At 70.9% G+C, this 25,283-nt stretch carries 19 protein-coding genes, 1 rRNA gene and 1 riboswitch; of the genes, 8 read left to right on the top strand and 12 right to left on the bottom strand.

Going from position 1 to position 25,283, the window contains the following annotated elements; all coding sequences use genetic code 11:
- Positions 1–13 precede the first annotated feature (13 nt).
- Positions 14–2,320: an ATP-dependent zinc metalloprotease FtsH gene (ftsH, locus tag ISO16_RS20735; RefSeq protein WP_065923084.1), complete on the bottom strand. Its 2,307-nt coding sequence runs from the start codon at positions 2,318–2,320 to the stop codon at positions 14–16.
- Positions 2,321–2,544: 224 nt separating this feature from the next.
- Between ftsH and ISO16_RS20730 the strand changes: the two genes are divergently transcribed.
- Positions 2,545–4,665: a protein kinase domain-containing protein gene (locus tag ISO16_RS20730; protein WP_072634221.1), complete on the top strand. Its 2,121-nt coding sequence runs from the start codon at positions 2,545–2,547 to the stop codon at positions 4,663–4,665.
- Here ISO16_RS20730 and hpt read toward each other — a convergent pair.
- Genes hpt through dacB form a run of 4 tightly spaced genes read right to left on the bottom strand, consistent with a single transcriptional unit; the run spans position 4,653 to position 8,666 of the window.
- Positions 4,653–5,207: a hypoxanthine phosphoribosyltransferase gene (gene hpt, locus ISO16_RS20725; protein WP_006930428.1), complete on the bottom strand. Its 555-nt coding sequence runs from the start codon at positions 5,205–5,207 to the stop codon at positions 4,653–4,655. The genes ISO16_RS20730 and hpt overlap by 13 nt on opposite strands.
- A gap of 20 nt (positions 5,208–5,227) precedes the next feature.
- Positions 5,228–6,226: a tRNA lysidine(34) synthetase TilS gene (tilS, locus tag ISO16_RS20720; protein ID WP_072634313.1), complete on the bottom strand. Its 999-nt coding sequence runs from the start codon at positions 6,224–6,226 to the stop codon at positions 5,228–5,230.
- A 2-nt stretch (positions 6,227–6,228) separates the two neighbouring features.
- On the bottom strand, positions 6,229–7,269 hold the full coding sequence (locus ISO16_RS20715; protein ID WP_006930430.1) for a zinc-dependent metalloprotease: 1,041 nt from the start codon (positions 7,267–7,269) through the stop codon (positions 6,229–6,231).
- Complete coding sequence (gene dacB, locus ISO16_RS20710; protein ID WP_029540702.1) at positions 7,260–8,666, bottom strand: D-alanyl-D-alanine carboxypeptidase/D-alanyl-D-alanine endopeptidase; 1,407 nt, start codon at positions 8,664–8,666, stop codon at positions 7,260–7,262. Before dacB ends, ISO16_RS20715 begins: the two co-directional genes overlap by 10 nt.
- A gap of 170 nt (positions 8,667–8,836) precedes the next feature.
- On the opposite strand from dacB, the gene ISO16_RS20705 reads away from it, so the two are divergent.
- Entirely contained in the window at positions 8,837–9,328 is a 492-nt protein-coding gene (locus ISO16_RS20705) for an inorganic diphosphatase (RefSeq protein ID WP_006930432.1), read from the top strand.
- A 55-nt stretch (positions 9,329–9,383) separates the two neighbouring features.
- On the opposite strand, the gene ISO16_RS20700 is transcribed toward ISO16_RS20705, so the two are convergent.
- Positions 9,384–10,493: an SRPBCC family protein gene (locus ISO16_RS20700; protein WP_072634220.1), complete on the bottom strand. Its 1,110-nt coding sequence runs from the start codon at positions 10,491–10,493 to the stop codon at positions 9,384–9,386.
- 11 nt (positions 10,494–10,504) lie between these two features.
- Positions 10,505–11,335, bottom strand: coding sequence for a crotonase/enoyl-CoA hydratase family protein (locus ISO16_RS20695; protein ID WP_006930434.1), 831 nt, complete (start codon positions 11,333–11,335; stop codon positions 10,505–10,507).
- A gap of 147 nt (positions 11,336–11,482) precedes the next feature.
- Here ISO16_RS20695 and ISO16_RS20690 point away from each other — a divergent pair, with 147 nt between their 5' ends.
- A complete protein-coding gene (locus ISO16_RS20690; protein WP_006930435.1) occupies positions 11,483–12,004 on the top strand; it encodes a 2-oxo-4-hydroxy-4-carboxy-5-ureidoimidazoline decarboxylase in 522 nt (173 codons plus the stop codon).
- A gap of 65 nt (positions 12,005–12,069) precedes the next feature.
- Positions 12,070–12,543 (top strand): YbaK/EbsC family protein, encoded by a 474-nt coding sequence (locus tag ISO16_RS20685; protein ID WP_006930436.1) that lies wholly within the window; start codon positions 12,070–12,072, stop codon positions 12,541–12,543.
- A 55-nt stretch (positions 12,544–12,598) separates the two neighbouring features.
- On the opposite strand, the gene ISO16_RS20680 is transcribed toward ISO16_RS20685, so the two are convergent.
- Positions 12,599–13,918, bottom strand: coding sequence for an aminotransferase class V-fold PLP-dependent enzyme (locus ISO16_RS20680; protein WP_072634219.1), 1,320 nt, complete (start codon positions 13,916–13,918; stop codon positions 12,599–12,601).
- A 66-nt stretch (positions 13,919–13,984) separates the two neighbouring features.
- Positions 13,985–14,100: riboswitch (SAM riboswitch) on the bottom strand.
- 248 nt (positions 14,101–14,348) lie between these two features.
- Between ISO16_RS20680 and ISO16_RS20675 the strand changes: the two genes are divergently transcribed.
- Complete coding sequence (locus tag ISO16_RS20675) at positions 14,349–18,263, top strand: Pls/PosA family non-ribosomal peptide synthetase (RefSeq protein ID WP_072634218.1); 3,915 nt, start codon at positions 14,349–14,351, stop codon at positions 18,261–18,263.
- Complete coding sequence (locus tag ISO16_RS20670) at positions 18,260–19,621, top strand: M1 family metallopeptidase (RefSeq protein WP_072634217.1); 1,362 nt, start codon at positions 18,260–18,262, stop codon at positions 19,619–19,621. The genes ISO16_RS20675 and ISO16_RS20670 overlap by 4 nt, the downstream gene beginning before the upstream one ends.
- Positions 19,622–19,625: 4 nt before the next feature.
- Here ISO16_RS20670 and ISO16_RS20665 read toward each other — a convergent pair whose 3' ends face one another.
- Together ISO16_RS20665 and ISO16_RS20660 are read right to left on the bottom strand one after the other, a co-directional pair.
- Entirely contained in the window at positions 19,626–20,807 is a 1,182-nt protein-coding gene (locus tag ISO16_RS20665; protein WP_230304602.1) for an MFS transporter, read from the bottom strand.
- A gap of 83 nt (positions 20,808–20,890) precedes the next feature.
- Positions 20,891–21,532, bottom strand: a complete 642-nt coding sequence (locus ISO16_RS20660; protein ID WP_072634216.1) for a GntR family transcriptional regulator — start codon at positions 21,530–21,532, stop codon at positions 20,891–20,893.
- 325 nt (positions 21,533–21,857) lie between these two features.
- Here ISO16_RS20660 and ISO16_RS20655 point away from each other — a divergent pair, with 325 nt between their 5' ends.
- Together ISO16_RS20655 and ISO16_RS20650 are read left to right on the top strand one after the other, a co-directional pair.
- Positions 21,858–22,199, top strand: a complete 342-nt coding sequence (locus ISO16_RS20655; protein ID WP_072634215.1) for a YciI family protein — start codon at positions 21,858–21,860, stop codon at positions 22,197–22,199.
- A gap of 235 nt (positions 22,200–22,434) precedes the next feature.
- Positions 22,435–22,815: a hypothetical protein gene (locus ISO16_RS20650; protein WP_072634214.1), complete on the top strand. Its 381-nt coding sequence runs from the start codon at positions 22,435–22,437 to the stop codon at positions 22,813–22,815.
- A 277-nt stretch (positions 22,816–23,092) separates the two neighbouring features.
- Here the strand turns inward: ISO16_RS20650 and ISO16_RS20645 are convergent, their stop codons facing one another.
- Positions 23,093–24,664, bottom strand: coding sequence for an IS1634 family transposase (locus ISO16_RS20645; RefSeq protein WP_072636907.1), 1,572 nt, complete (start codon positions 24,662–24,664; stop codon positions 23,093–23,095).
- A 469-nt stretch (positions 24,665–25,133) separates the two neighbouring features.
- Positions 25,134–25,250: ribosomal RNA gene (gene rrf / locus ISO16_RS20640) — 5S ribosomal RNA — on the bottom strand.
- Positions 25,251–25,283: the final 33 nt, after the last annotated feature.

Genomic DNA, 25,283 nt, shown 5'->3' with positions numbered 1-25,283 from the left:
CGTTGACTCGGGCTCAGCGCGGACCGGTCGGCCCCTCCCACGGCTGTGTCGGCGGTGGCTCGGGAGCCACGTTCCTACCGGTCTGCCGCTCGTCGTCGTCGGCCGGGCGCGCGGGCTGGGTCCATTGCGGATACCCAGGATAGGTGCTCTGCGGCGGCTGCTCGGACTCGGCCGGCGGCCAACCGGGTGCCGACCAGCCGGCCGGCGCGCCGTAGTCGGGCCGGGTCGCATGACGCGGCCCACCCGGGTGCGGCGGCTGCCCGAAGCCCGGCAGGGGCTCCGAGGCGGGCGCCGGCACCGGCGCCGGATGCCCGTTCGTCGGCGCCGCGGGCTGCGGCTGCGGCTGGGCGGGCTTGGTGAAGGACGGGCGCACCGCTTCCGGCGGCCACGGCTCGCCGCGTTCCTTCGCCAGCTCGGCCGGCGTCTTGATCGGGGGCTTGTCCGACGGCGTGCGTCCACCGAAGTCGTTGAACTCGGTGATCCGTGGCCGCTTCTCGACGGAGGCGAGGATCCGCTCGAGGTCCTTGCGGGTGAGGGTCTCGTGCTCGAGCAGCTCACCGGCGAGCAGGTCCAGCGCGTCGCGGTAGTCGTTGAGGATCGCCCACGCCTCGGTGTGCGCGGCCTCGATGAGGTTGCGTACCTCCTCGTCGATCTCGCGGGCCACCTCGTGCGAGTAGTCGGACTGCACGCCCATCGAGCGGCCGAGGAACGGATCGCCGTGTTCCTGCCCGTAGCGGACGGCGCCGAGGCGGGCGCTCATGCCGTACTCGGTGACCATCGCCCGGGCGATCTTGGTGGCCTGGTCGATGTCGGAGGAGGCACCCGTCGTCGGCTCGTGGAACACGAGTTCCTCGGCGGCGCGGCCACCCATGGCCATCACCAGGCGGGCGATCATCTCCGAGCGGGTCATCAGGCCCTTGTCGTCCTCGGGGACGGTCATCGCGTGACCACCGGTGCGGCCACGGGCGAGGATCGTCACCTTGTAGACCGGCTCGATGTCCGGCATCGCCCAGGCGGCGAGCGTGTGCCCGCCCTCGTGGTAGGCGGTGATCTTCTTCTCGTGCTCGCTGATGATGCGGCTCTTGCGCCGCGGGCCGCCGATCACGCGGTCCACCGACTCCTCGAGCGAGGCCTCGGTGATGACGGTGCCGTTCTCGCGCGCAGTGAGCAGCGCGGCCTCGTTCACGACGTTGGCCAGGTCGGCACCGGACATGCCGACCGTGCGCTTGGCCAGCCCCTCGAGGTCGGCGTTCTGGTCGAGCGGCTTGCCCTTGGAATGCACCTGCAGGATCGCCCGGCGCCCGGCGAGATCGGGATTGCTGACCGGGATCTGCCGGTCGAACCGGCCCGGACGCAGCAGGGCCGGATCCAGGATGTCGGGACGGTTGGTGGCGGCGATGAGGATGATGCCCTGCCGGTCCCCGAAGCCGTCCATCTCGACGAGCAGCTGGTTGAGCGTCTGCTCACGTTCGTCGTGGCCCCCGCCGAGGCCGGCGCCACGCTGGCGGCCGACCGCGTCGATCTCGTCGACGAAGATGATGCACGGGCTGTTCTGCTTGGCCTGCTCGAACAGGTCGCGCACGCGGGACGCGCCGACACCGACGAACATCTCCACGAAGTCCGAACCGGAGATGGTGAAGAACGGGACACCGGCCTCGCCGGCGACCGCGCGGGCGAGCAGCGTCTTGCCCGTGCCGGGAGGTCCGTACAGCAGCACGCCCTTCGGGATCTTCGCGCCGAGGGCCTGGTAGCGCGCCGGATTCTGGAGGAAGTCCTTGATCTCGTACAGCTCTTCGACCGCCTCGTCCGCACCGGCGACGTCGGCGAACGTGGTCTTGGGCATGTCCTTGGACAGCTGCTTGGCCTTGGACTTGCCGAAGCCCATCATGCCGCCGCGGCCACCGCCCTGCATGCGGCTCATCACGAAGAAGAACACCCCGAGCAGGATGATCATCGGGAGCACGAACAGCAGGATCGACGTCAGCCAGCTCTCCTGGGTGACGGTGGTGTCGAACTTCTCGAGGCCCGCGCCGGCGACCTTGTCGAAGATCTGCTCGGACGCCGACTCCGGGTACTTCGCGAGGATCTCGGTGTTGTCCCCGGTCGCCTCGTTGCCGCTCTTCAGCCACAGGCGGACCTGCTGCTCGCGGTCGTCGATCTGCGCCCGGCTGACGTTGTTCGCGTCGAGCTGGGCGATCGCGACAGACGTGTCCACCTTGGCGAAACCGCGGGTGTCGTCGCCGAAGTAGCTGAAGGCGTAGATGACCAACAGGATGCCGGCGACGATCGCCAGATTACGGAACACTGTCTTGCGGTTCATACAGGTTCGGCCCGGCCGGCCGGTCCTTTCGATAGTGCGGTCATCATCGTGGTCGTCCCGAGGAGTCCGGCGACGAACCGGACACCGCAAGGTTACCGCGTGGACGCGCAGCGTTGCCCTCGCGCGGCCGCACGGTCCGAAGGATCAACGTCCGGGACCACCCGGGGGTTCCCGGTCGCGTCAGGTGCCTGCGGTCACGGGCCACGACGTGGTTATCATTTCGCATGGCCATGCAGGAGCCGGACGCTGCAACCGAGGCCGACCCGACCCGGATCACCGAGGCCGAGCCGACCCGAACGGCTGCGGCCGAGCCGACCCGCACGGCTGCGGCCGAGCCGACCCGCACGGCTGCGGCCGAGCCGACCCGCACGGTTGCGGCCGATCCCACCCGTACCGCACCTGTTGACCTCACGCGCACGGCCGATGCGACCACCGAGCCGACCCGCACGGCTGCGGCCGTCCTTCCTGGCGAGGCGACGACCGAGCCCTTCCCGGTCCGCGTCCCCGCCGGCATCGACGACGTCGAGGCCGGGAACCGGATCGACGACTTCGACCTGCTCACCAACCTCGGCCGCGGCGCCTTCGGCCGCGTGTTCCTCGCCCGGCAGCACTCGATGCAGCGGCTCGTCGCGGTGAAGATCTCCCCCGACCGCGGCACCGAGGCGCAGACCCTCGCCCAGCTCGACCACGACTACATCGTCCGCGTCTTCGACCAGCGGATCCTGCCGGAACACGGCCTGCGGCTGCTGTACATGCAGTATCTGCCGGGCGGGACGCTGCTGCGGGTGCTGCACCGGGTGCGCACCACCCCGCCGGAGCAGCGCAGCGGCCGGCTCCTGCTCGACGTCGTCGACGAGACCCTCGCCGAGAAGGGTGAGATCCGGCCCGCCGAGTCGACCGTGCGCAGCCGGCTCGAGAGCCTGACCTGGCCCGAGACCGTCGCGTGGCTCGGCCGCCGGCTCGCCTCCGCGCTGGACTACGCCGACCGGCGCGGCGTGCTCCACCGCGACGTCAAGCCGGCCAACGTCCTGCTCACCGCGGAGGGCGTGCCCAAGCTCGCCGACTTCAACATCAGCTTCGCCGAGTCCGTCGGCGGCACGTCCGCCGTGGCGTACCTCGGCGGGTCCCTGGCCTACATGTCGCCCGAACAACTCGAGGCGTGCCATCCCGGGCTGCCCGGCACCGCCGCGGACATGGACACCCGCAGCGACATCTACGCGCTCGGGGTGATGCTGTGGGAACTGCTCACCGGCGGCCGGCCCAACAGCGAGGACGATCTGGGCGCCGAGACCCTGCCCGCGCTCGAGACCATGCTCGCGCGGCGCCGCACGGGACTGACCGCGGCTGCACGCGAGCGGGTCCCGGCCGACTGCCCCCAGACCCTGCTCCGGGTGCTCGCGAAGTGCCTCGAGCCGGATCCGGCGGACCGGTGGGCGTCGGGCGCGGAGCTGGCCCAGCAGTTCGACCTATGCCTCGATCCGCGGGCCCGGGACCTCGTCGACCCGCCGCCGCACAGCTGGCGGGCCCGGCTGCGCCGCCCCGTGGTGCCGATCCTCACGGCCGCGATCGCGATCCCGAACGTGCTGGCCGCCCTGTACAACTACCAGCACAATGCGAACCTGATCGTCGACCGGCTCCCACCGGACACCCAGCGCGAGTTCGAACAGCTCGCGCTGATCATCAACGGGATCACCTTCCCCCTCGGCACGGTGATCATCGTGTACCTGTGCCGACGGCTGATCACCGTGCCGCGCGGCCTCCACCGCGGCCGCAGCTACAACGCGGTGGAACTCGCCCGGGCCCGGCACGACGCGCTGCTGATCAGCGACCGCGTCGCCGCGGTGGTGATGACCCTGTGGACGGTCGCGGGCATCGCGTTCCCCGTCGCGCTGCACTTCGTCGGCGGCAACATCGACGGCCCCTCGGCCGCGCACTTCCTCACGTCGATCCTGGTGTGCGGCGCGATCGCCGTCGCCTACCCGTTCTTCCTGGTCGCCTTCTACATGGTGCGATCGTTGTATCCGGCGTTCCTGCCGCACGGGGCGACCGACGCCACGGACGCCCGCGAACTCGAGGGGCTGCACCGGCGCAGTGTGCGTTACCTGGCGCTCGCGGCGGCCGTGCCGCTCGTCGGGGTCGCCGGCGTGACGTATCTCTCGCCCGAGGAGATCCAGCAGGTTCTCGTCGCGGTCCGGGTGCTGGCGGTGGGCAGCATCGCCGCGTTCGTGCTCGTGTACTGGTTGTTCCGCATCATGGAGGACGACCTGCGGGCACTGCAGCGCGGCATGGCCCCGACGCGGTCGACGCGCGATCCGGTGGGGCCGACCTCGGATCAGCCGGTGTAGACCTTCGGGTCGAGGGTGCCGATGTACGGCAGATCGCGGTAGCGCTCGTCGTAGTCGAGGCCGTAGCCGACGACGAACTCGTCCGGAATGTCGAATCCCACGTCGGCGACGTGGACGTCGACCTTCACGGCCTCCGGCTTGCGCAGCAACGTCACCACCTCGAGGGACGCCGGGTTGCGCGAGGAGAGGTTGCGCATGAGCCAGGACAGCGTCAGGCCGGAGTCGATGATGTCCTCGACGATCAGCACGTTCCGGCCGGCGATGTCCTTGTCGAGGTCCTTGAGGATGCGCACCACACCGGACGAGGACGTGGACGACCCGTACGAGCTGACCGCCATGAACTCCATCTGGGTGGGGATCGGCAGTGCCCGCGCGAAGTCGGTCATGAAGAAGATCGCGCCCTTGAGCACGCCGATGAGCAGCAGGTCACCCTCGGGTGCGCCCACCGGGTAGCGAGTGGCGATGGTCTCGGCCAGCTCCTTCGTGCGCTGCTTGATCTGGTCCTCGGAGATCAGTACCGACGCGATGTCGTTCTCGTACACCGGGTTCTTCCTGCCTTCCCTCAGTCGTCCGCGCCCTGTCGCCGGCCGACGAACTCGACGATCAGCCTGCCACGCCGACGCGTGACCACCAACCTGACGCCGGGCTCCGGTCCGCCGCCCACGGCCACCGCGCCCTGCCCGCGCCACCGGCCGATCAGCTCGTCGGCGGCCCGCAGGGTGCGGTCCGTCGGCGCCGACGCCCCCGAGTCGAGCAGCCATCGCCGCAGGACCCGCCGTCGCACCGCCACGGGAGTGCCGGCGAGGGCGTCCACGGCCAGGCCGGTCCCGGCCCGGGCCTCCGCGAGCAGTTGCAGGGCCAGCTCCTCCAATGCGTCCTCGTCCTCGCGCAACTGCCGGGCCGTGCGCGCCAGGGCCGACGCGACCCCACCCCCGAGCACCTCCTCGAGCAGCGGCAGCACCTCCTCACGCAGCCGCACCCGGGTGAAGCGCCGGTCGCTGTTGTGCGCGTCCTCGTAGGGCGCGTACCCCAGTTCCGCGCATGCCCGGCGGGTGACCTCGCGGCGCACCCCGAGCAGGGGACGGCCCCACGGATCGTCGAACTCGCACATGCCGCGGAGGGACCGGGCACCGGAACCGCGGCCCAGCCCGAGCAGCACCGTCTCGGCCTGATCGTCGAGCGTGTGCCCGAGCAGCACGGGCAACCCCGCCCGGGCCTCGCCGAGCGCCCGGTAGCGGGCCGCGCGCGCTGCCGCCTCGAGTCCGCCGGGGCCGGTCACCGCGACGCGGACGACCTGCACCGATCCGCACCCGGCGGATCGCGCGAACTCCGCGGCCAGGGCGGCCACGTCGCCGGAGCCGGCTTGCAGGCCGTGGTCGACGACGACGGCCCGCACCGAATCCGCCTCGGCGACGGCGGCGGCGGTCAGGGCCGACGAGTCGGCGCCGCCGGACAGGCCGACCGCGACGGACCGGCCGTGGGCCGCGACCCACCGCCGCACGGCCAGGCGCACCTCGTGGAGGGCAGGGGTCTCGGGCAGGAGCGGCCGCTCGGACGACACCGTCAGCCCAGCACCCGCGCGATCCACGCGTGGGGGTCGTCGATCTCGGCGAGGGTCGGCATCGCGTCCGGACCGCTCCAGACGACGTTGAACCGGGCCATGCCCGCCCGCTCGACGACGGTGTCGACGAACTTCTTGCCCTGCACGTACTGGGCCATCTTGGCGTCCATCCCGAGCAGTGCGCGGATGATGCGGTGGACGGGATTCACGGCCCGGCGCCGGCGGTTGTCGAACGCCCGGCGGATCTGCGCGACGGCGGGCACCACGGTGGGCCCGACCGCGTCCATCACGTGGTCGGCGTGGCCTTCGAGCACGGTGCCGAGGGCCAGCATGCGGTCGAGTGCGGCGCGCTGGGGTTCGGACTGCACCGCTCGGACGAGACCGAGCACGCCGCGCTCGGCCATGGGTTTCTCCTCGCCCGGCCGGCGATCGCGCAGGACCCCGGTGATCCGGCCGGCCAGGTCGGTGAACGACTCTTCCGCGGTCCGGCCCAGCTCCGCCGCGGCCTCGCGCATCAGATCCGCCATCCACGGCGCCTCGGCGAACTGCACGCGGTGGGTGACCTCGTGCAGGCACACCCACAGCCGGAAGTCGGCGGTGGGCACCCGCAGCGCCCGCTCGACCGCGACGACGTTCGGCGCGACGAGCAGCAGAGACCGTGAGAACGGGTCGTACTGACCGAGCACGGCGGAGGAAAGGTACGCGAGCATCGCACCGGCCTGCACGCCGGCGGGCTTGCCGACCCAGCGGCCGTCGGCGGGCCCGGAACCGGTGAGGTCTGCCATCGACCTGGCGGCGGCGTGCACCCAGCCGGACCGGTCGACGACCGCGGCGGGCGGCACGTCCCGCCCGTCACCGAGTCCGGTCAGCTCCCGCACCGGCGGCTCGGCGCGGTCGGCGGCCGACGCCAGCTCGGCGGAGACGGTCTCGGCGGTGTAGCGCGACATCGCCGGGCCCGGTCGGGTCAGGCGCGCCCCGATCCCGGCAGCGAGCTTCCAGTCGATCGCGTCACCCAGCGTCCGGTCCTGGTCGGTCATCGGCATCCGCATCCTCGGAGGGTCGCCGCCACCGCGTCGAGGGCCGGCCGGCTCTCGCCCGGCGGACGGTCGTTGGACAACAGGGCGAACGTCAGCACCCGTCCGTCGGTGTCGACGACGAATCCGGTCAGGCCGCTCGCCTGTGACAGAGTGCCCGTCTTCGCGCGGACCCAACCCGCCCCGTCGCGATTGGTCGAGGCGTAGCGCTCGGAGAGGGTGCCGGTGGCGCCGGCGACGGGCAGGTAGTCCAGCATCGGGCGCAGCGACGCCTGTTCGGTTCCGGCGGCGGCGGCCATCACCCCGTCGAGCAGTTGCGCGGGAATCCGGTTGTCGACGGACAGCCCGCTCACGTCGTGGAGGGTGAGCCCGGTCAGGTCGAATCCGGCCTCGCGCAGGACCGCGGAGACGCTGTCGACCGCGCCGCGGAACGACGGCTCGGCGCCCTCGGCCGCGGCGATCTCGCGGCCGACGGCCTCGGCGAGGACATTGTCGGAGTAGCCCATCATCTGCCCGAGCCGGTCGCGCAGCGGCGCCGACTGGACCGCGGCCAGCGGGGCTGCTCCGGGCCGGGCGGTGCCGGCGGCGACCCGGGCGGGGTCGGCACCGAGTGCTGCGGCGAGGGCCCGACCGGCGTCGAGGGCGGGGGTGGGCGTGCGCGGCGACTCGTCCTCGAGCGGGTTCAGGCGGCCGCCGTCGAGCATCACCGGTTCGATCGGGGCCACGGAACCGCCGGCGATGTCGGCCGGGAACCAGCCGGGGGCCAGAGGGTCGCCGGCGTAGGCACCGGCGTCGACGAGCACCGTGTCGACGACGGTGCCGCTCCGCTGAATCTGCTGCACCAGGTCGGCGATGCGCGGGGCGCCGGCGTAGAAGCCGGATTCGCCGACGGGCCGGGCGGTGAGGGTGGGATCGCCGCCGGCGACGAGCACGATCTCCCCCGGCCGGCCACCCTCGACGACCTTGGTGGTGACGCGGTGTTCGGCGGGCAGGGCGAGCAGCGCCGCGGCGGCGGTGAGGACCTTCGTCGTCGACGCCGGGATCATCGGCCGGGCGGGATCCTTCGACCACAGCACGGTGCCCGTGGCGGCGTCGGTGATCGAGCCGGTGAAGTTGCCGAGTCCCGCGTTCCCCAGCGCCGGTGCGAGCGTGGCCGCCAGCGCGGGAGCGGTGGGGGCGAGCGCGTCGGCGGGTACCGGCGCCACCTGCGGGGTTGCGGTGACGGGCGCCGGCGCGGGCGCTATCGCGGCGGCGGCCTCCCCGCTGCGGACGTCGGAGAGCGCGAAGGCTCCCCCCACGAGCAGCGCGACGGTTCCCGCTCCCCAGATGGTGAACAGGATCCGGAGGTTCCGGCGGCGCCGTCCCGCCAGTGTGCCCAGCTTCTTCTTGCCCTGCCCCGCCAACACGCCTCCGCTGTGTCGAATCCCGCGGCGTCCGCTCCGGCGAAACCCGCGCCCTGGTGGCCGCCCCGCTGGTCCGGCACCTGCGCCACCAGCCTAGCGCCGACCCGTTATCCTCTGTGCGGACCATCACCGCAGATACGGCAGTCGTATCGACTTACAAGTGAGGACACGGCGTGGAGTTCGAGGTCACCATCGAGATCCCCAAGGGACAGCGCAACAAGTACGAGGTCGATCACGAAACCGGCCGTGTGAAGCTGGACCGCTACCTCTACACCTCGTTCGGCTACCCCGCCGACTACGGCTACATCGAGAACACCCTCGGCGAGGACGGCGACCCGCTGGACTGTATGGTGCTGCTGCCCGAGTCGGTGTTCCCCGGCGTCATCGTCGAGGCCCGCCCGGTGGGCATGTTCAAGATGGTCGACGAGGCCGGGGGCGACGACAAGGTCCTCGCCGTGCCCGCGGGCGATCCGCGCTGGGACCACGTCAAGGACATCAGCGACGTCTCGCAGTTCGAACTGGACGCCATCAAGCACTTCTTCGTGCACTACAAGGACCTCGAGCCGGGCAAGCACGTCGAGGCCGCGGACTGGGTCGGCCGCGCCGAGGCCGAGGCCGAGGTCTCCGCGTCGATCGAGCGCCTGAAGGCCGACGGCGGGCACTGACACCACGCATCGTTCGGGCTCCGCGGCCGCCCGGCTGCGGAGCCCGAACGCGTTCTCACACGCCCTGCTCGATCGCGTCCCGGACCTCGGCGAGCCGATCGAGCAGGCGCGGGCGGAGCCGGGCGTCCACCCGCGCCGACCACGACTGCAGCGGGCGCGGCAACCGCATGACGAAGTGCTGCCGCAGGAGACATCCCCCCGGGGTGGACTCGATCCGGTAGTCGAGGTGACCGGTGAACCAGGCGCTCCGGAAGTCCATCCCGAGCAGCTCCGGCTCCTCGATCGCGGTCACGACGCTGTCGACGGATATCCACCAGCCCGGCGCGAGCCGCACCCGCTCGTGCCACCGGGTGCCCTCGGCGGTCGGACCGAGTGGAGATTTGCTCATCCGGACGCCCGTGCGCGCCGGTGCACCCACGTGTTCCTGAACGTCGGCGAGCAGCGCGAACGCCGCACCGGGCGGTCGGCGCACCGGGATCATGAGCCGGAAATCCATTGTGGCCCCCTGACTTTCGTCGACAGGCGGCGGCCCGCCCCGGCGCCGTCGGGCATGCCGCTCGGCCCGGTCCCGGATGCCGAGCAGCATCCGCCGGGACATCACGAAGTCCCCCGCGTCCATGAGGGCGGCCCAGCCGACAGCGAACGGCGACGGAGGGATGCGGAATCGCACGCGATGCACCAGCCGGCTACGGCCGGGACCGTCCGGGCGCAGCACCAGCACGGCGGTGACCGTGCCACCGTCGTGCGAGTGGGCATACACGAGCGAACGTCCGGGGTCGATCGACTCCACCCGGAAGGCGGCCGGAGAACCCGCGACGAGCCGGACGGGGTCGCCGACCTCGAGCCGCTGCAGTTCGGGCCGGATCTCGCCGGCGCTCGGCTTCCCGCCGTTGTCGACGAGGTCGTAGCTGTACCAGCCGGCACGGTCCCCCGCCCCCATCTGGACCAGCCAGGGCCACACGTCCTCGGGGTCGGCCGCGATCGACACCGCACGGGTCGCCGACCAGTGCGGACCGGGCACGATCTCATCACCCGGAACCCGCTGAGCCACTTCGGTCCTGGTCGCACCCCAGCGCAGCTGCCACGGCCGATAGACCGCCAGATACAACAGTGGGACGACCGGCACCAGCCGGCCGCCCCACGTCAGGGCCGGATGCCGTCGCACCCGTCCATCCTCTACCGCCCCCGGAACTCCGGGGGCCGCTTCTCGAAGACTGCCGTGATGGCCTCGGTCAGGTCCTCCGACGGCAGGAACGCCGCGTTCCAGGCCGCCACGTAGCGCAGGCTGTCGTCGACGCGCGCCGAGCGGCTGTGGTCGAGGACGTCCTTGATGCCGTGCACGACCAGCGGCGGGTTCGCCGCGATCTCGGCGGCGGTGGCCTGCGCGGCCGCCAGAACGGCGTCGGCGTCGGCGAAGACGTCGTTGACCAGACCGATCTTCTCCGCACGTGCCGCGTCGATGTCCTTGCCGGTGAGGGCGAGTTCGCGCAGGTGCCCGTCGCCGATGATCAGCGGCAGGCGGGCGAGGCTGCCCACGTCGGCGACCATCCCGACCTTGACCTCGCGGACGCTGAACTTCGCGTCGGCACTGGCGTAGCGGATGTCGGCCGCCGAGATCAGGTCCACGCCGCCGCCGATGCACCAGCCCTGCACGGCCGCGACGACCGGCTTGCGGCAGTCCGCGACCGCGGTGATCGCCGCCTGCATCCGCTTGACCATCTCGTGGAACTCGGTGCGCGGGGCGGCCAGCGCCTTGTCGGCGAGGACCTTGCCCAGGTCGCCGCTCATGGCGGGCAGGTCGAGGCCGAAGGAGAAGTGCTTGCCGGCGCCGGCGAGCACGACGGCGCGCACGTCCGGATCGGCGTCGAGCTCGCCGAACAGCACGGGCAGCTCGGTCCAGAAGTCGGGACCCATCGCGTTGCCCTTACCGGGCCCGACCAGCGTGACGCGGGCGACGTGGTCGGCGACGTCGACGGTGAACGCTTTCCAGCGGGAATCTGCAGTCATTACTCAACAGTAATGTCTGCGCTTCGGACGGCCGACGACGGCCGCTCGTTACAGCCTCGAAAATTCCCTGCTACCCCACTGGTGACCGCCGCGAACCGGACGGATCCTGAGGACACGAACGGTCCGACTCGCAAAGGAGCGACTGCCATGTTGATGCATCAGGGCATCGGTCTGGGCGCCTTCAATGCCCTGTCCCGGCGGGGCGCCACCCACGCGCTGTACGAGTGTTGCGCGTCGCTGACCTGGGCCCAGTCGGTGGCGGCCGGGCGGCCCTACGCGAGCTACTCGGAACTGTTCGCCCGAGCCGACGCCGCCCTGTTCTCGCTGGGCGACGCGGAGATCGCGGAGGCCCTCGACTGCCACCCGGTGGTGGGACGCCGGCGCGGCAGCACCGCCTCGCGGCTCGAGCAGTGCTCGCTGTGGGACGAGGACGAGGCGTTGATGACCGCGATCACAGCCGCGGCGGCCGCCTACGAGGAGCGCTTCGGCTACCGCTACCTGTGGTGCCCCCAGGGACGCGGGCCGGGGGAACTGCTGACGGATCTTCACCACCGCCTCGCGCACGAACCCGAGGCGGAGCGCAAAGCGTGCACGGAGGAACTGGCCAAGATCACCCGTACCCGGCTCGAGCGCATGCTCGGACCGGAGGACGGCTTTCCCCTGTATTGACCGCCGACTGCGGGCAGCCCTGTCGATCGGGGCCACGGACGGCGGTGGGCTCCTAGGCTGGAACCATGTCCGGGACACTGCATCCGAATGCCGCTCGGGTGGCCGACACGCTCATCGCGCGCGGTCATCACGGGCTGATCACAACCCAGCCGGAGTCGGTGCATACCGCGGAGCAGGCGGCGGCCGCACTCGGGGTCGACGTGGGTGCGATCGTCAAGTCGCTGGTGTTCCTGCTCGACGACGAACCGGTGCTGCTGCTGGTCTCGGGTGCGCATCGGGTGAACCCGGAACGGACGGGCAAACGCCTCGGTGGTGCGCTCGTTGCGGCGCCCCCGGACGTGGTCACCGAGGTCACCGGGCAGCCCGTCGGCGGGGTGGCACCGCTCGGGCATCCGACGAACCTGACCACGTACGTCGACACCGCCCTGGCCGCTTTCCCCGAGCTGTGGGCCTCCGGCGGGCATCCGCGCACGCTGTTCCGCACGACGTTCCGCGAGCTGATGCGCATCACGGCGGCCGTCGACGTCGACGTCGACTAGACCTGCCGGCTCGACCGGCGGGCAGTGCCTGTCCGGCGGTCCGCCCGGGAATCGGTCAGCTGCACTGCGCGGCGCCGGCGGTGGACTCCACCAGACCCGGACGGGTCTCGGGCGACGGTCCCCACAGGCCGTCGGTCTTGGCGTAGGTCCAGCCGGCACCGGCGTCGACGAGCCCGCGCAGCGCGTCGAGCAGGCGGTCCACGTCGGCGGACGAGCTGCCGAGCCCCAGGGAGGCGCGCACCGCACCGCCGGGCAGGCCGACCCGCGCGAGCAGCGGGTGTGCGCAGAACCGGCCGTCGCGCACACCGATTCCGTGCTCGGCGGACAGGTACGACGCCACCTCGCCGGGTTCGAATCCGGAGACCGTGAAGGTGACGATGCCGACCGAGTCCGGCGAGTCGCTCCACAGCCGCAGGATCTCCACGCCGTCGAGGTCGCGCAGCCCGCCGAGGAGGCGCCGGCACAGCGCCTCCTCGTGCTCGGCGACGGCGTCGGCGTCGAAACCGGCGAGCGCGTCGCACGCCGCGGCGAGGGCCGCGACGCCGAGCACGTTCGGCGTGCCGGCCTCGTGCCGCGCCGGGGCGCACGCCCATTCGGTGTGACCGAGACGCACTTCGCGGACCGCACCGCCCCCTGCGAGATACGGTTCCGCGACGTCGAGCCAGTCCCGGCGTCCGACCAGAGCGCCGGCACCGAACGGGGCGTAGAGCTTGTGACCCGAGAACGCGAGGTAGTCGACGCCGAGAGCGGTGAGGTCGATCCGCCGGTGCGGCACCAATTGCGCTCCGTCGACGAGGATCCGGGCGCCGCAGGCGTGCGCCACGTCGGCGAGTTCGGCGATCGGGAGGACCTCGCCGGTCACGTTGGAGGCGCCGGTGACGGCGAGCAGCGCGGCGGGCTTGCTGCACAGCTCGGCGACGAGCCGGCGGACCGTCTCGGCGACGGTGTCCGCGGCCTCGACGACGCGGGCGTTCTTCCAGGGCAACAGGTTTGCGTGGTGCTCGACGTCGAGCACCACGACGTCGCCGGGTACGGCTCCGGCCAGGAGGTTGAGGGAGTCGGTGGTGTTGCGGGTGAACACCACCACCTGATCGTCTGCGGCGCACACGAATCGGGCCACCGACTCACGAGCCTGCTCGTAGCTCGAGGTGGAGATCCGGGAGGCGTAACCGGCACCGCGGTGCACACTGGCGTAGTACGGCAGGAGCTCGGCGATCCGCTCGGTGACCGCTTCGAGGGCGGGCGCGCTCGCCGCGTAGTCGAAGTTGGCGTAGGTGCAGGTACCACCCTGGACCAGGGGTACCTGCAGATCACATCCGGTGACCCGGGCGAACGGGGCGATGCAGGTGTCGGCGGTCAGTACGGCAGCAGTCATGACGTTCCCTCGTCGTTCAGGGATTCGCCGGTGGTCGCCTCGTCGCCCGAGTGCGATCACGGTCCGAATCCGCGCTTGCCGTGTCCGGTGTGGAAACACGGCCTGGTCGTCACCCGGAGCACCCCACCGCGGAGGAGGGTTGCCGACCAGCTAGCCGGGGCTTGTCGCTGGTTCTCGTGACCTGCCGAAGAGGATTGCAGGAGCGCGCACGGATGTCAAACCGGAATCGCGGAGGCCGTCGTCCCGCAAACGGAAGTTTAAGGGAGATAAGGTTTTTCGAGCAGAGTCGGACGCCGCGCCGCGGAGCGCGACGTCGGGTCGAGCGGGAGATTCCACCGCCGGAGTGGGCACCGACACACCCGATGTTCACCCTCCGTCCATCTGACCGTGAGATAACCGGACGAACGCACCACCAGGCCGAGAGAAGGACATGCGATTGCCTGCCCAGCCCACGACGGATCCGGATCGGTCGTATCGCATCCCCGAGGAGTTCCTTCGCTCCTCCCACGCCCCGGCCCGCCGCACCCTCGTCGACATCCTGCGGGCCACCGCCGACACCCACCCGGACGCCCCGGCCGTCGACGACGGCACCGTCACTCTCAGCTACACCGAACTCGTCGAGGAGGTCATCGCCTGCTCGTACCGGCTCGCCGACGCGGGAGTCGGCGCCGGTGACCGCGTCGGCGTGCGCATGCCGTCCGGCTCCAAGGACCTGTACGTGACGATCCTGGGCATCCTCGCGGCCGGCGCGGCCTACGTGCCGGTGGACGCGGACGACCCCGACGAACGCGCCGAACTCGTGTTCGGGGAGGCGATGGTCACCGCCGTCGTCACCGCCGACGGCATCGGCCCGGGCACGGCGCCGCCGTCGCCCGCGCCACAGCTGCGCGGCCCGCGCCTCGACGACGCCGCCTGGATCATCTTCACCTCCGGCTCCACCGGCACCCCCAAGGGCGTCGCCGTCAGCCATCGCAGCGCCGCCGCCTTCGTCGACGCCGAGGCCCGGCTGTTCCTGCGCGAGAACCCGATCGGGCCCGGCGACCGCGTACTGGCCGGACTGTCGGTCGCCTTCGACGCCTCCTGCGAGGAGATGTGGCTGGCGTGGCGGCACGGCGCGTGCCTCGTGCCGGCGCCCCGCTCGCTCGTGCGGTCCGGGATGGACCTCGGGCCGTGGCTGGTCTCCCGCGACATCAGCGTCGTCTCCACCGTCCCCACCCTCGCGGCGATGTGGCCCGCCGAGGCGCTCGAGGCGGTGCGGCTGTTGATCTTCGGTGGCGAGGCCTGCCCGCCGGACCTCGCCGAGCGACTGGCCGTGCCCGGTCGCGAGGTGTGGAACACCTACGGGCCGACCGAGGCCACCGTCGTCGCATGCGCGGCAACCATGGACGGCAAGGGCCCGATCCGCATCGGCCTGCCGCTCGACGGCTGGGACCTCGCCGTGGTGGACGCCGACGGCCGGCCCGTGCCCGAGGGCGGTACCGGCGAACTCGTCATCGGCGGCGTCGGACTGGCTCGCTACCTCGACCCGGCCAAGGACGCCGAGAAATACGCCCCCATGCCCACCCTCGGCTGGGACCGCGCGTACCGCAGCGGCGACCTGGTCACCCTCGACCGCAAGGGCCTGCTGTTCCAGGGACGCGCCGACGATCAGGTCAAGATCGGCGGTCGGCGCATCGAGCTCGGCGAGGTCGACAACGCTCTGCAGAACCTGCCCGGCGTCGCCGGCGGCGCGGCCGCCGTGCGCAAGACCACGGCCGGGCACTCGATCCTCGTCGGGTACATCGCCAGCACCGACCCGGAGTTCGACCTCGCCTCCGCGCGCGACCTGCTCGGCGAGCAGTTGCCCGCGGCCCTGGTGCCGCGGCTGGCGCTGGTGGACGAGCTGCCCACCCGCACCTCCGGCAAGGTGGACCGCAACGCGCTGCCGTGGCCGCTGCCCGGCGCCGAGGCCGACTCCGCCGAGGCCCTGGGTCTCGACCCGACCGCCGAGTGGGTCGCCGGACTGTGGGTGTCGATCCTCGGCACCCCGATCGAGAGCATCGACGACGACTTCTTCGAACTCGGCGGCGGCTCCCTCTCCGCGGCCCAGCTGGTGACCGCCCTGCGCGAGCGCTACCCCGCGATGACCGTCGCCGAACTGTACGACCATCCGCGGCTCGGCTCGCTGGCCGGGTACCTCGACGACCTCGCGCCGTCCGCGGTGGTCGCGCCGCGGCAGGTGACCCCCGTCCCACGCCGGACGCAGCTGCTGCAGCTGGCCATCACGGTGCCGCTCACCACCCTGACCGGACTGCAATGGGTGACATGGCTGGCGACGGCGAACAACGTCTTCGCGCTGTTCGTCGACCTGCCGTGGCTCGCGCCGGTGTCGTGGTGGTGGGTGGCGCTCGGCATCCTGCTGTTCCTGACCCCGCTCGGCCGGATGTCCGTCGCCGTCGCCGGGACGCGGCTGCTGCTGCGCAACCTGGAACCCGGCACCTATCCGAGGGGCGGCAGCGAACACCTGCGGCTGTGGACGGCGCTGCGGCTGTCGGAGGCCAGCGGCGCGGTGAACCTGTCCGGGGCGCCGTGGATGCTGTACTACGCCCGCGCCCTCGGCGCGAAGGTCGGTGAGGGTGTCGACCTGCACAGCCTGCCGCCGGTGACCGGCATGCTCGAACTCGGCGACGGCTGTTCCGTCGAACCCGAGGTCGACCTGTCCGGCCACTGGGTCGACGGCGACGAGGTCCACATCGGCACCATCCGGATCGGCGCCGGCGCCACCGTCGGTGCCCGCTCGACGCTCGCCCCAGGCGCCAAGATCGGCAAGAACGCCGAGGTCGAGGCCGGCTCCGCCGTCTTCGGCCGCGTCAAGGCCGGCCAGCACTGGGCCGGCTCCCCTGCGCGGAAGGTCGGCAAGGCCGTACATCCGTGGCCCGACGAGCCGCCGCGCCGCGCCGCGTGGTGGGTGCCGGTCTTCGGCCTCACGTCGGTGGCGCTGGCCTCGCTGCCGATCGTCTCGATCGCCGCCGGCCTCACGCTGGTCGGATGGTGGATCCGCGACACCGCCGACCTGACCGACGCGTTGCTCCGCAGCGCAGCGATCCTGCCGGTGGCCGCACTGTTGACCCTGTTCGTGTTCGCCGCGCTCACGGTGCTGTCGGTGCGCGCCCTGTCCCTCGGCATGATCGAGGGCCACCACCCCGTCCGCAGCCGCGTCGGCTGGCAGGTGTGGGCGACCGAGCGCCTGATGGACAGCTCGCGCACGTTCCTGTTCCCGCTCTACGCCTCGATGCTCACCCCCGGCTGGCTGCGGCTGCTCGGCGCCGACATCGGCAAGGACGTCGAAGCCTCCACCGTGCTGATGGTGCCCAAGTTCACCCGCGTCGCCGACGGCGCCTTCCTCGCCGACGACACCATGGTCGCCAGCTACGAACTCGGTGGCGGCTGGCTGTACATCTCCCGGGCCAAGGTCGGCAAGCGCGCGTTCCTCGGCAACTCGGGCATGGCCGCCCCCGGGCGCCGGGTGCCCAAGTACGGGCTCGTCGCCGTGCTCTCCGCTGCCCCGTCGAAGGCCAAGTCGGGTTCCTCGTGGCTGGGCAGCCCACCGGTGCGGCTGCGCCGCGCCGCGAACGACGGCGACTCGAGCCGCACGTTCGCGCCCCCGCTGCGGCTCCGGGTGGCACGCGGCTTCGTCGAGACCTTCCGCCTGCTCCCCATGATCGTCACGTTCGGCATCGGCCTCGGCGTCCTGTTCGCCCTGCAGGCGCTGGCCGCCGCGGCGGGATACGGCCCGGCCGCGGCGCTGAGCGGCCTCGTACTCATCCTTGCCGGCGCCGTGGCCGGCATCGTGTCCGTGACCGCCAAGTGGGTGGCCGTCGGGCGCATCGGCCGCGAGGAGCACCCGCTGTGGAGCTGGTTCGTGTGGCGCAACGAGGTGGCCGACACGTTCGTCGAAACCGTCGCGGCGCCGTGGTTCGCCCGGCCCGCCACCGGAACGGCCGTGATGAACCTGTGGCTGCGGGGCCTGGGCGCGAAGATCGGCCGCGGGGTGTGGTGCGAGAGCTACTGGCTGCCCGAGGCCGACCTGGTGACCCTCGGCGACGGCGCGACGGTGGAACGCGGATGTGTTGTGCAAACGCACCTGTTCCATGATCGGATCATGTCCATGGACACCGTCACGCTCGGCGCCGGCGCCACCCTCGGCCCCCAGTGCGTCGCACTGCCCGCGGCCGGAATCGGAGCCGGCGCCACCGTCGGTCCCGCCTCGCTGGTGATGCGCGGCGACGTCGTTCCGGTTTCGAGCAGATGGCAAGGCAATCCGATCGCACCGTGGTCACACCCGAGCGATTGGTCCCCGCAGTGAAGCCGGGGAACGACCCGAAGAAGTTGCGCGACAACGGCAGGACCGCGAAGCCGGACGCCCCGCTCGATCCGTACCTGCCGAGGAGCGGCAACCGCGGGTACCGCGTGTCGCGGTACGAACTCGACCTGACCTACCGGGTGGTGGCCAACCGGCTCACCGGCACGGCCACTGTCATCGCCACCACCACCGACGCACGCGGCAAGTTCGCGCTCGACCTCGCGCCGACGATGCGGGTGACGAAACTGTCGGTCAACGGATCCCGGCCCGCCAAGTACGCCCAGCGCGACGGCAAGCTCGTCGTCACTCCGGCCCGGAAGATTCCCGTGGGCGGGGTGCTGACGATCGTCGTTCACTATCACGGAACGCCGAAACCGATCCGCAGCCCCTGGGGCGAGGTCGGCTGGGAGGAACTCGAGGAGGGGTCGCTCGTCGCGAGTCAGCCCAACGGCGCCGCATCGTGGTTCCCCTGCGACGATCATCCCGGCGCCAAGGCCAGCTACCGGATCACGGTCACCGCCGACTCGCCCTTCCAGGTGATCGCGAACGGCACGCTGGTGCACAGGACGACGAGGGCCAGCCAGACCACCTGGGAGTACGAACAGCCGGAACCGATGGCGACCTACCTGGCCACCGTGCAGATCGGAAACTACGAGACCCGCAGGGTGTCCGACGGGCCGGTGCCCCTCTACGCGGTGCATCCCCCGCGCCTGAAGGCGAACTTCGACCGGGACTTCGGCCGGCAACCACAGATGATGGACGTCTTCTCCCGGCTCTTCGGGCCCTACCCGTTCACGCACTACAGCGTCGTCGTCACCGCGGACGAGCTCGAGATCCCGATCGAGGCGCAGACCCTGTCGATCTTCGGCGCGAACCACTGCGACGGCAGCCGCAGCGAGGAGCGGCTCGTCGCGCACGAGCTCGCCCACCAGTGGTTCGGCAACAGCCTCACCCTGTCGCGGTGGCGCGACATCTGGCTGAACGAGGGCTTCGCCTGCTACGCGGAGTGGCTGTGGTCGGAGAACTCCGACGGCCCGTCGGCGCACACGATCGCCGCCGACGCGCACCGGGGGCTCGGCCGCAAACCCCAGGACCTCCTCCTCGGCGACCCGGGCCCGGAGCTGATGTTCGACGACCGCGTCTACAAGCGCGGCGCCCTGACCCTGCACGCGCTGCGCCTGCGCCTCGGCGACGAGAAGTTCTTCGCGTTGCTGCGGCAGTGGACCGCCGAGCACCGGCACGGGACCGTCACCACCGAGCAGTTCACCGATCTGGCGGCGCGGTTCGCGGATGCACCGCTGCGTCCGCTGTGGGACGCGTGGCTCGCCGAGAAGGCACTGCCGCCGATGCCCGAGCCGTGAGGCGTCAGGCCTGTGCTCGCTCCGGCAGGTGCGCCCGCCACTTGACCAGGACGAGCACCAGGCACGCCGCCGCCGCGACGGCGCCCACGACGAACATCGCCGGGTAGGTCAGGACCGGGTACGTCTGCGACAGGTACACCATGGCGGCGGGCACCGCGAAACCGAGATAGCTCAGCGAATAGAACACCGCGGTGAGCCCGGCGAGGTCGTCGGGGCCGGCGATGCGCTGCACCTCCTGCAGACCCGACACCAGCGCCATGCCGTAGCCGCACCCCAGGACGACCGCGGCCAGCAGCGCCAGCGGCACGGTCAGTGCCGCGGCCGCGACCGCCGCCGTGACCATCCCCACCACGAGCAGCGTCAGCGCCACCACCACGGCCCGGGCGTTGCGCGGGGTGTCGATCCGGCGGCCCAGCGACTGGATCGCGAAACCGGCACCGAGGGCCACGACGCACAGCAGTGCCGAGAACGCGACCGGCGCGTCGCCGCTGTGCCCGGTCATCAGCGCCGGAATGATCGCGTAGGCCGAACTCGCGGCACCGAACACCCAGGGAGCGACGGGGGCGATCACGAACAGGAAGCGGGCGTGCCCGGCCGCCGGGATCTTCAGATCCTCCCGCAGCGGAGTCCGTTCCACCTCCGGCTGCGCCGGCCGCGTCTCCGGCGTCCGGAGCAGCGCCGCACCGGCGCCGACGCTCAGCCCGATGTGCACGAGGTAGGTCAGGGCGCTCGGCATCGGCGCCCACTGCGCGAGGGCCCCCGCGACCCCGGCCCCGACCCCGAAGCCGGCGGTCAGGCTCATCGCGGCCCGTCGCGCACCGGCACCGGGAGTCGCGCGCGGATCCCAGCGCGGATCGGACAGTTCCTTCAGCCAGCTGCCGCCGACGGCCATGCCGAGACCGAGGGCGATCCCGCAGAGGATGCGACCGAGGATGAGCAGCGGCGCGGAGTCCGCCCCGAGGGCGAGCACCGCGGAACCGGCCAGGCCGACGAACGGCGCGGGCACCATGACCGGTCGCCGCCCGAGCCGGTCGGAGAGCGGGCCGCCGACGAGCAGGGCCGGCACGATGCCCAGGACGTACGCGAAGAGGAACAGGTCGACGACGACCGGCGCGAAACCGTGTTCGAGCCGGTACATCACGAGCAGCGGCGTGAACTCGTTGCCGCCCCAGGCGACGGTGAACATCGCGGCGGCCACGAGCAGCCACGTCCCGCGCGGGACCGTTTCCGTAAGCGCCGGCAGCCGACCGGGATCGGTGGTAGTAGCGGTCACGGTCGTCCCCCTCCGAGTCCGTGCACCTCACGCATGTGCACCTGAAGCGCCTCGTCGAACGCGTCGGCATCCCCGGCGGCGACGAGATCCGCCAGGTGCGTGTGGTCGGCGATGATCTTCTGCAGCTGCGCCGGATCACGAGCGACCGAACGCGCCGTCATCCGACGCTGGCGTTCACGCAGGCTTGCGTAGAAGTTGTCGAGGAGCGGATTGCCGCCCGCCGCGACGATGCTGCGGTGAAAGTCCGCGTCGGCACCGCTGAAGGCGCCGACGTCCCCGCGCTCGGCCAGCTCCCGCTGGGTGTCCAGGCATTCGCGCAACGTGCGCTCGAGCCGTTCCCGCGCCTGCGGAGCCGACGCGACGGCGCGCACGGCGTGCGTTTCCAGCAGCCGTCGCGCATCGACGACGTGCTCGGCCTCCCCGTCCGCCACCGGGACGACGAGCGCGCCCCGCTTGGGGTACAGGCGCATCCAGCCCTCCGCCTCGAGCCGGAGGAAGGCCTCGCGCACCGGGGTGCGGCTGCACGACATCCGTGCGGCGATCTCCCCTTCGCTGATCAGATCCCCGCCGGGCAGCTCACCCGAGAGGATCAGCTCCTTGACCTCGCGGTAGGCCGCCTCGGCGGCTGAATACGACATAGACACAAGATGTATTTATACCGTAGGCCGACGGTGGGGCACCACGCGGCCCTGCCGGCTTGCCCAGGAGGGCAAGGTGGAAGGGAGCCATGACCGCGACCGCCTCGGGGAGCTCTTCGCGGCGGCGGCCTCGAATCCGGTGAACCCGTCCATCGCAACAGGCGAAAGCGGTCGTGGGGAGAGCGTCGAGGAGGTTCTGCGGGTCCGTCGCGACGCCCTACCTCGAGCACATGTCGGGCGCCGGAGCCACAATCGGGCTGGGCATTCGCGCGGTGCCGTAGAGAAGAGCCGGCGGATGACGCGGCAGGAGCAGAGGAGTCCTCGAATGGCGAAGTACCTGATCTCGTTCCCTGGCGAGGCCATGGCGTTCCCCGAGGAGGACTTCGAGGCGGTGGTCGAAGCCTCCCATGCCGTCATCGACGAGGCCAAGGCGGCGGGCGTGTACGTCTTCGCCGGAGGGATCGATGAGGACGTAGACCCGGTGCTCGTGGCCGGTGACGGCACCGTCACCGAGGGCACGTACCCCGGCCACAAGGTGCCCAACGGCGGTTACACCGTTCTCGAGCTGCCCTCGCGGGAGGCGGCACTCGAGTGGGCCGCGAAGATCGCCGTCGCCTGCCGCTGCTCGCAAGAGGTCCGGCAGTTCCAGGACGACCCGGCCCGCTGACGAGGGCAACCCCAGCCGGAGCCGGTCGTGCGTCGCGCGCCCATAATGAAAGGCGTGCAGCAGCGCACAGGGCGGGTGACCCCGACCGGCGGCACCTCGCCGGCCGACCCGGCCACCGACGCGCCGACCAGCCCTACACCCTCAACTGCGAAGAGCCGCCGCCATACTCGGATGCACTGAAGGGAGCGTGATGAGACCACCGCCGACGTGGGGCGATCGGCTGCACGCGGTTGCGATGGGCGGCGTCGCGGGCGGCGTCGCGGTGTACTGGCTCGACTACTTCACTGCCGGACATGTCAGGTCGTCCGACGATGCCGCCTATATCGCGTTCGAGAACGCCTTTCCGGCCGCCGACGGACTGATGGCCGCGAGCTTCGCAACGAGTGCCTGGCACCTGACAAGGGGACGAGCGGTCGCCATCCCGCTTGGGATCGCGGCCGGCGGCGCGATGACATTCCTCGGGGCCATGGACACGCTGTGGAACCTCGAGCACGGCAGCTACCGGCACATGACTGCGGACATGGCGGTCGAGACCGGGATCAACATCATCTCGCTCGTGTTCGGGCCATGGACGGTTGCCCGGCTGTGGCGGCGGCGCGAGGCACTGGCAGGCTGATCGGACTGGAGAAGGTCGTCGACACGCTGCACCCGGGCAGGTAGCCGCCGGCGGTCTACGCGCCAACCCGCACCTCTCCCTGATCGACGCTCACCGACTGCGGCACCTATCGCCTGTGCTTCAGTAGGACTTGCGCCGCCACGGCTCGACGGTGAGGTGTCCTGCAACGATGACCATGGGTGCGCTCCACTCCTGTCGCCTTCGCCTCCAGCCCGCCGGGCTGTTCCGCTGAGATAGATCTCCAGGGCAGGAGAAATTCGTCCCGAGTTGCACCAAATTAGTGTGCCAACTTTGACCCGGGATTCGGGATGCCGAGGGAGTCGAGGATGTGCACGGCGTCGTCGGTGAGTGGATCGAAGGCTGTGTGTTCGTGCCCGGCGATGGTGACGGTGATTTCCTGCAGCGGCCGCAGGGTCCGCACGATCTTCCGGATCGACATCCCGGTCGCATCCTGCAGGTAGCGCGAGATCGCCAGCGCGGTGAACACGATGGTCAGGTGCGCCTCGATCGAATCGCGGGTGTGGCTGAAGATCGGGCGGGCCCGCAGGTCGGTCTTCGACATCCGAAACGACTGCTCGACGTGCCACAGATCGTGATACTTCGTCATCACTTCCTGCGGATTCATCAGCGAGACAGGAAGGTTGGTCACGTAGCCCTTCAGGCCGATCAGGGAACGCGCCCGGGCCAGAGCGTCGGTATCGAGGGTTTTGCCCTTGGTGGTGCTCTTGACGAACCGGGGTGTTCGGGCAGCGCGGGTGCCGTCGATGACTTCCCGGGCGCGGGCTTCCTGCGCGTTCAGTGTCTGGTTGTCCCGCACGGCGCGTTTGGTCGAGTACGCCCAGATCGCCCGCCACGCCGAGGTGTCGGCCGGCTCCCACACCGGTTCGCTGCGGCGACTGATGTCGTTGACGGTGCTCTTGGCGTGCCGTGGGGTGACGGTGTCGATGACCTGCCCGTCGGTGAACACGTCACCGTTCCAGTGAAAATGGCTGGCCAGATCCGCTGGTGCTTTCGTCACCCTCGAGCCGACGATGAACTTCAGACCGGCAGCATCGAGATCCTTCAGGTTCGTCGCCGACAGCATCCCGGCGTCGGCGGCGATGACCATCTCCACACCCTCGAGGTTGTGGCGGTCCTGGAACTGCCGCACGATGGGCACGATCGTTCGGGTCTCGGCCTGGTTTCCTTCGAAACACCCTATTTCCAAAGGGAATCCGGTGCGATCGACGAGCAGGCCGACGACGATCTGCGGGTCCACTCGACGTTCCTTGGAGTATCCGACCTTGCGGAGCTCGTCTTCCTTGTCTGCTTCGAAATACAACGTAGTCACGTCGTAGAGCAGCAGGTTCAGATCCCCCGCGGTAGCAGCGTGCTCGAAACACCGCTGCGCGATGTCGTCGCGGTAACCATGGGCGGTGCATCGCTGCAGGGTTCGCACGAAGGTGTTGCGGTGGGCGGGTGCGATCCCGATCTCGCGCAGCACTCTGCCCGCGTCCGCAACCGATGTCGGTTCGACGAGGCGGGCCGTCACGAGCTGGAAGAACGCCTCGTTGTCGACCGCGTCGAAGCCGAGACGTCGCCAGGTGGTGTCGATGACCTCGATCAGCCACCGCGACCGCTTCCCGGTGATCGTCGGCGGTCCGCTGCTGGTGGTGCCCAGGTCGAGGTCGAGTTCCTGCTGGCCGGCGAGCAGCTTCTCCCGAGCGGTCTCGAGCAGGGCAGCGAGTTCGCTGTCGGTATGAGCCGATCCGAGGTGCTCGAGCACCTTGTCCCGGCGGTCGTGCTTGGCCGCGATCTGCACCGCGGTCGCTCCCGAGGCGGTGCGGACTTTGCGGATGTAGGCGGCCACGGACCGAAAGTCTACCGAGCCGTTAGTGTGCCACTTTCCGAACACGCACCGCTGCTACCTGCACCGATGACGCGATCATCCCGAAAATCGGCTCACCTGGTGCAACTCGGGCGCTCCACTCCTGTCGCCTTCGCCTCCAGCCCGCCGGGCTGTTCCGCTGAGATAGACCTCCAGGGCAGGAGAAATTCGTCGTTCAGCATCTCGAACCAGCCGGCGAACACCGACACACCGCGCACAGCGGCCCGTCCCCTCATCGAGTGGAACTCGAGGAGGCAATGCCCGTGGGCTACCAGCGGTACAACCTGGTGCCTGCACCGCAATGACCGACTCTCACACGAAACGGAGCAGTTCACGGGGCCCGGTCACGGCCGTGAACGCAGGTTTCCGGAAGGGAATGGCGACGCCCCGGAAAAGACACGAAAAATGCCGGAAGCCCCCCAACGAGGTTGGGGGGCTTCCGGTAACGGGTGTTCGGCGGTGTCCTACTCTCCCACACCCTGTCGGGTGCAGTACCATCGGCGCTGGAGGGCTTAGCTTCCGGGTTCGGAATGGGACCGGGCGTTTCCCCTCCGCTATGGCCGCCGTAACTCTGTGAAACGACCCACGCACGCTGTTCGCG

The sequence above is a fragment of the Rhodococcus sp. M8 genome, assembly GCF_015654185.1.
Taxonomy (GTDB): Bacteria; Actinomycetota; Actinomycetes; order Mycobacteriales; family Mycobacteriaceae; genus Rhodococcus; species Rhodococcus aetherivorans.
This window is presented reverse-complemented; position numbering and strand designations above follow the sequence as displayed.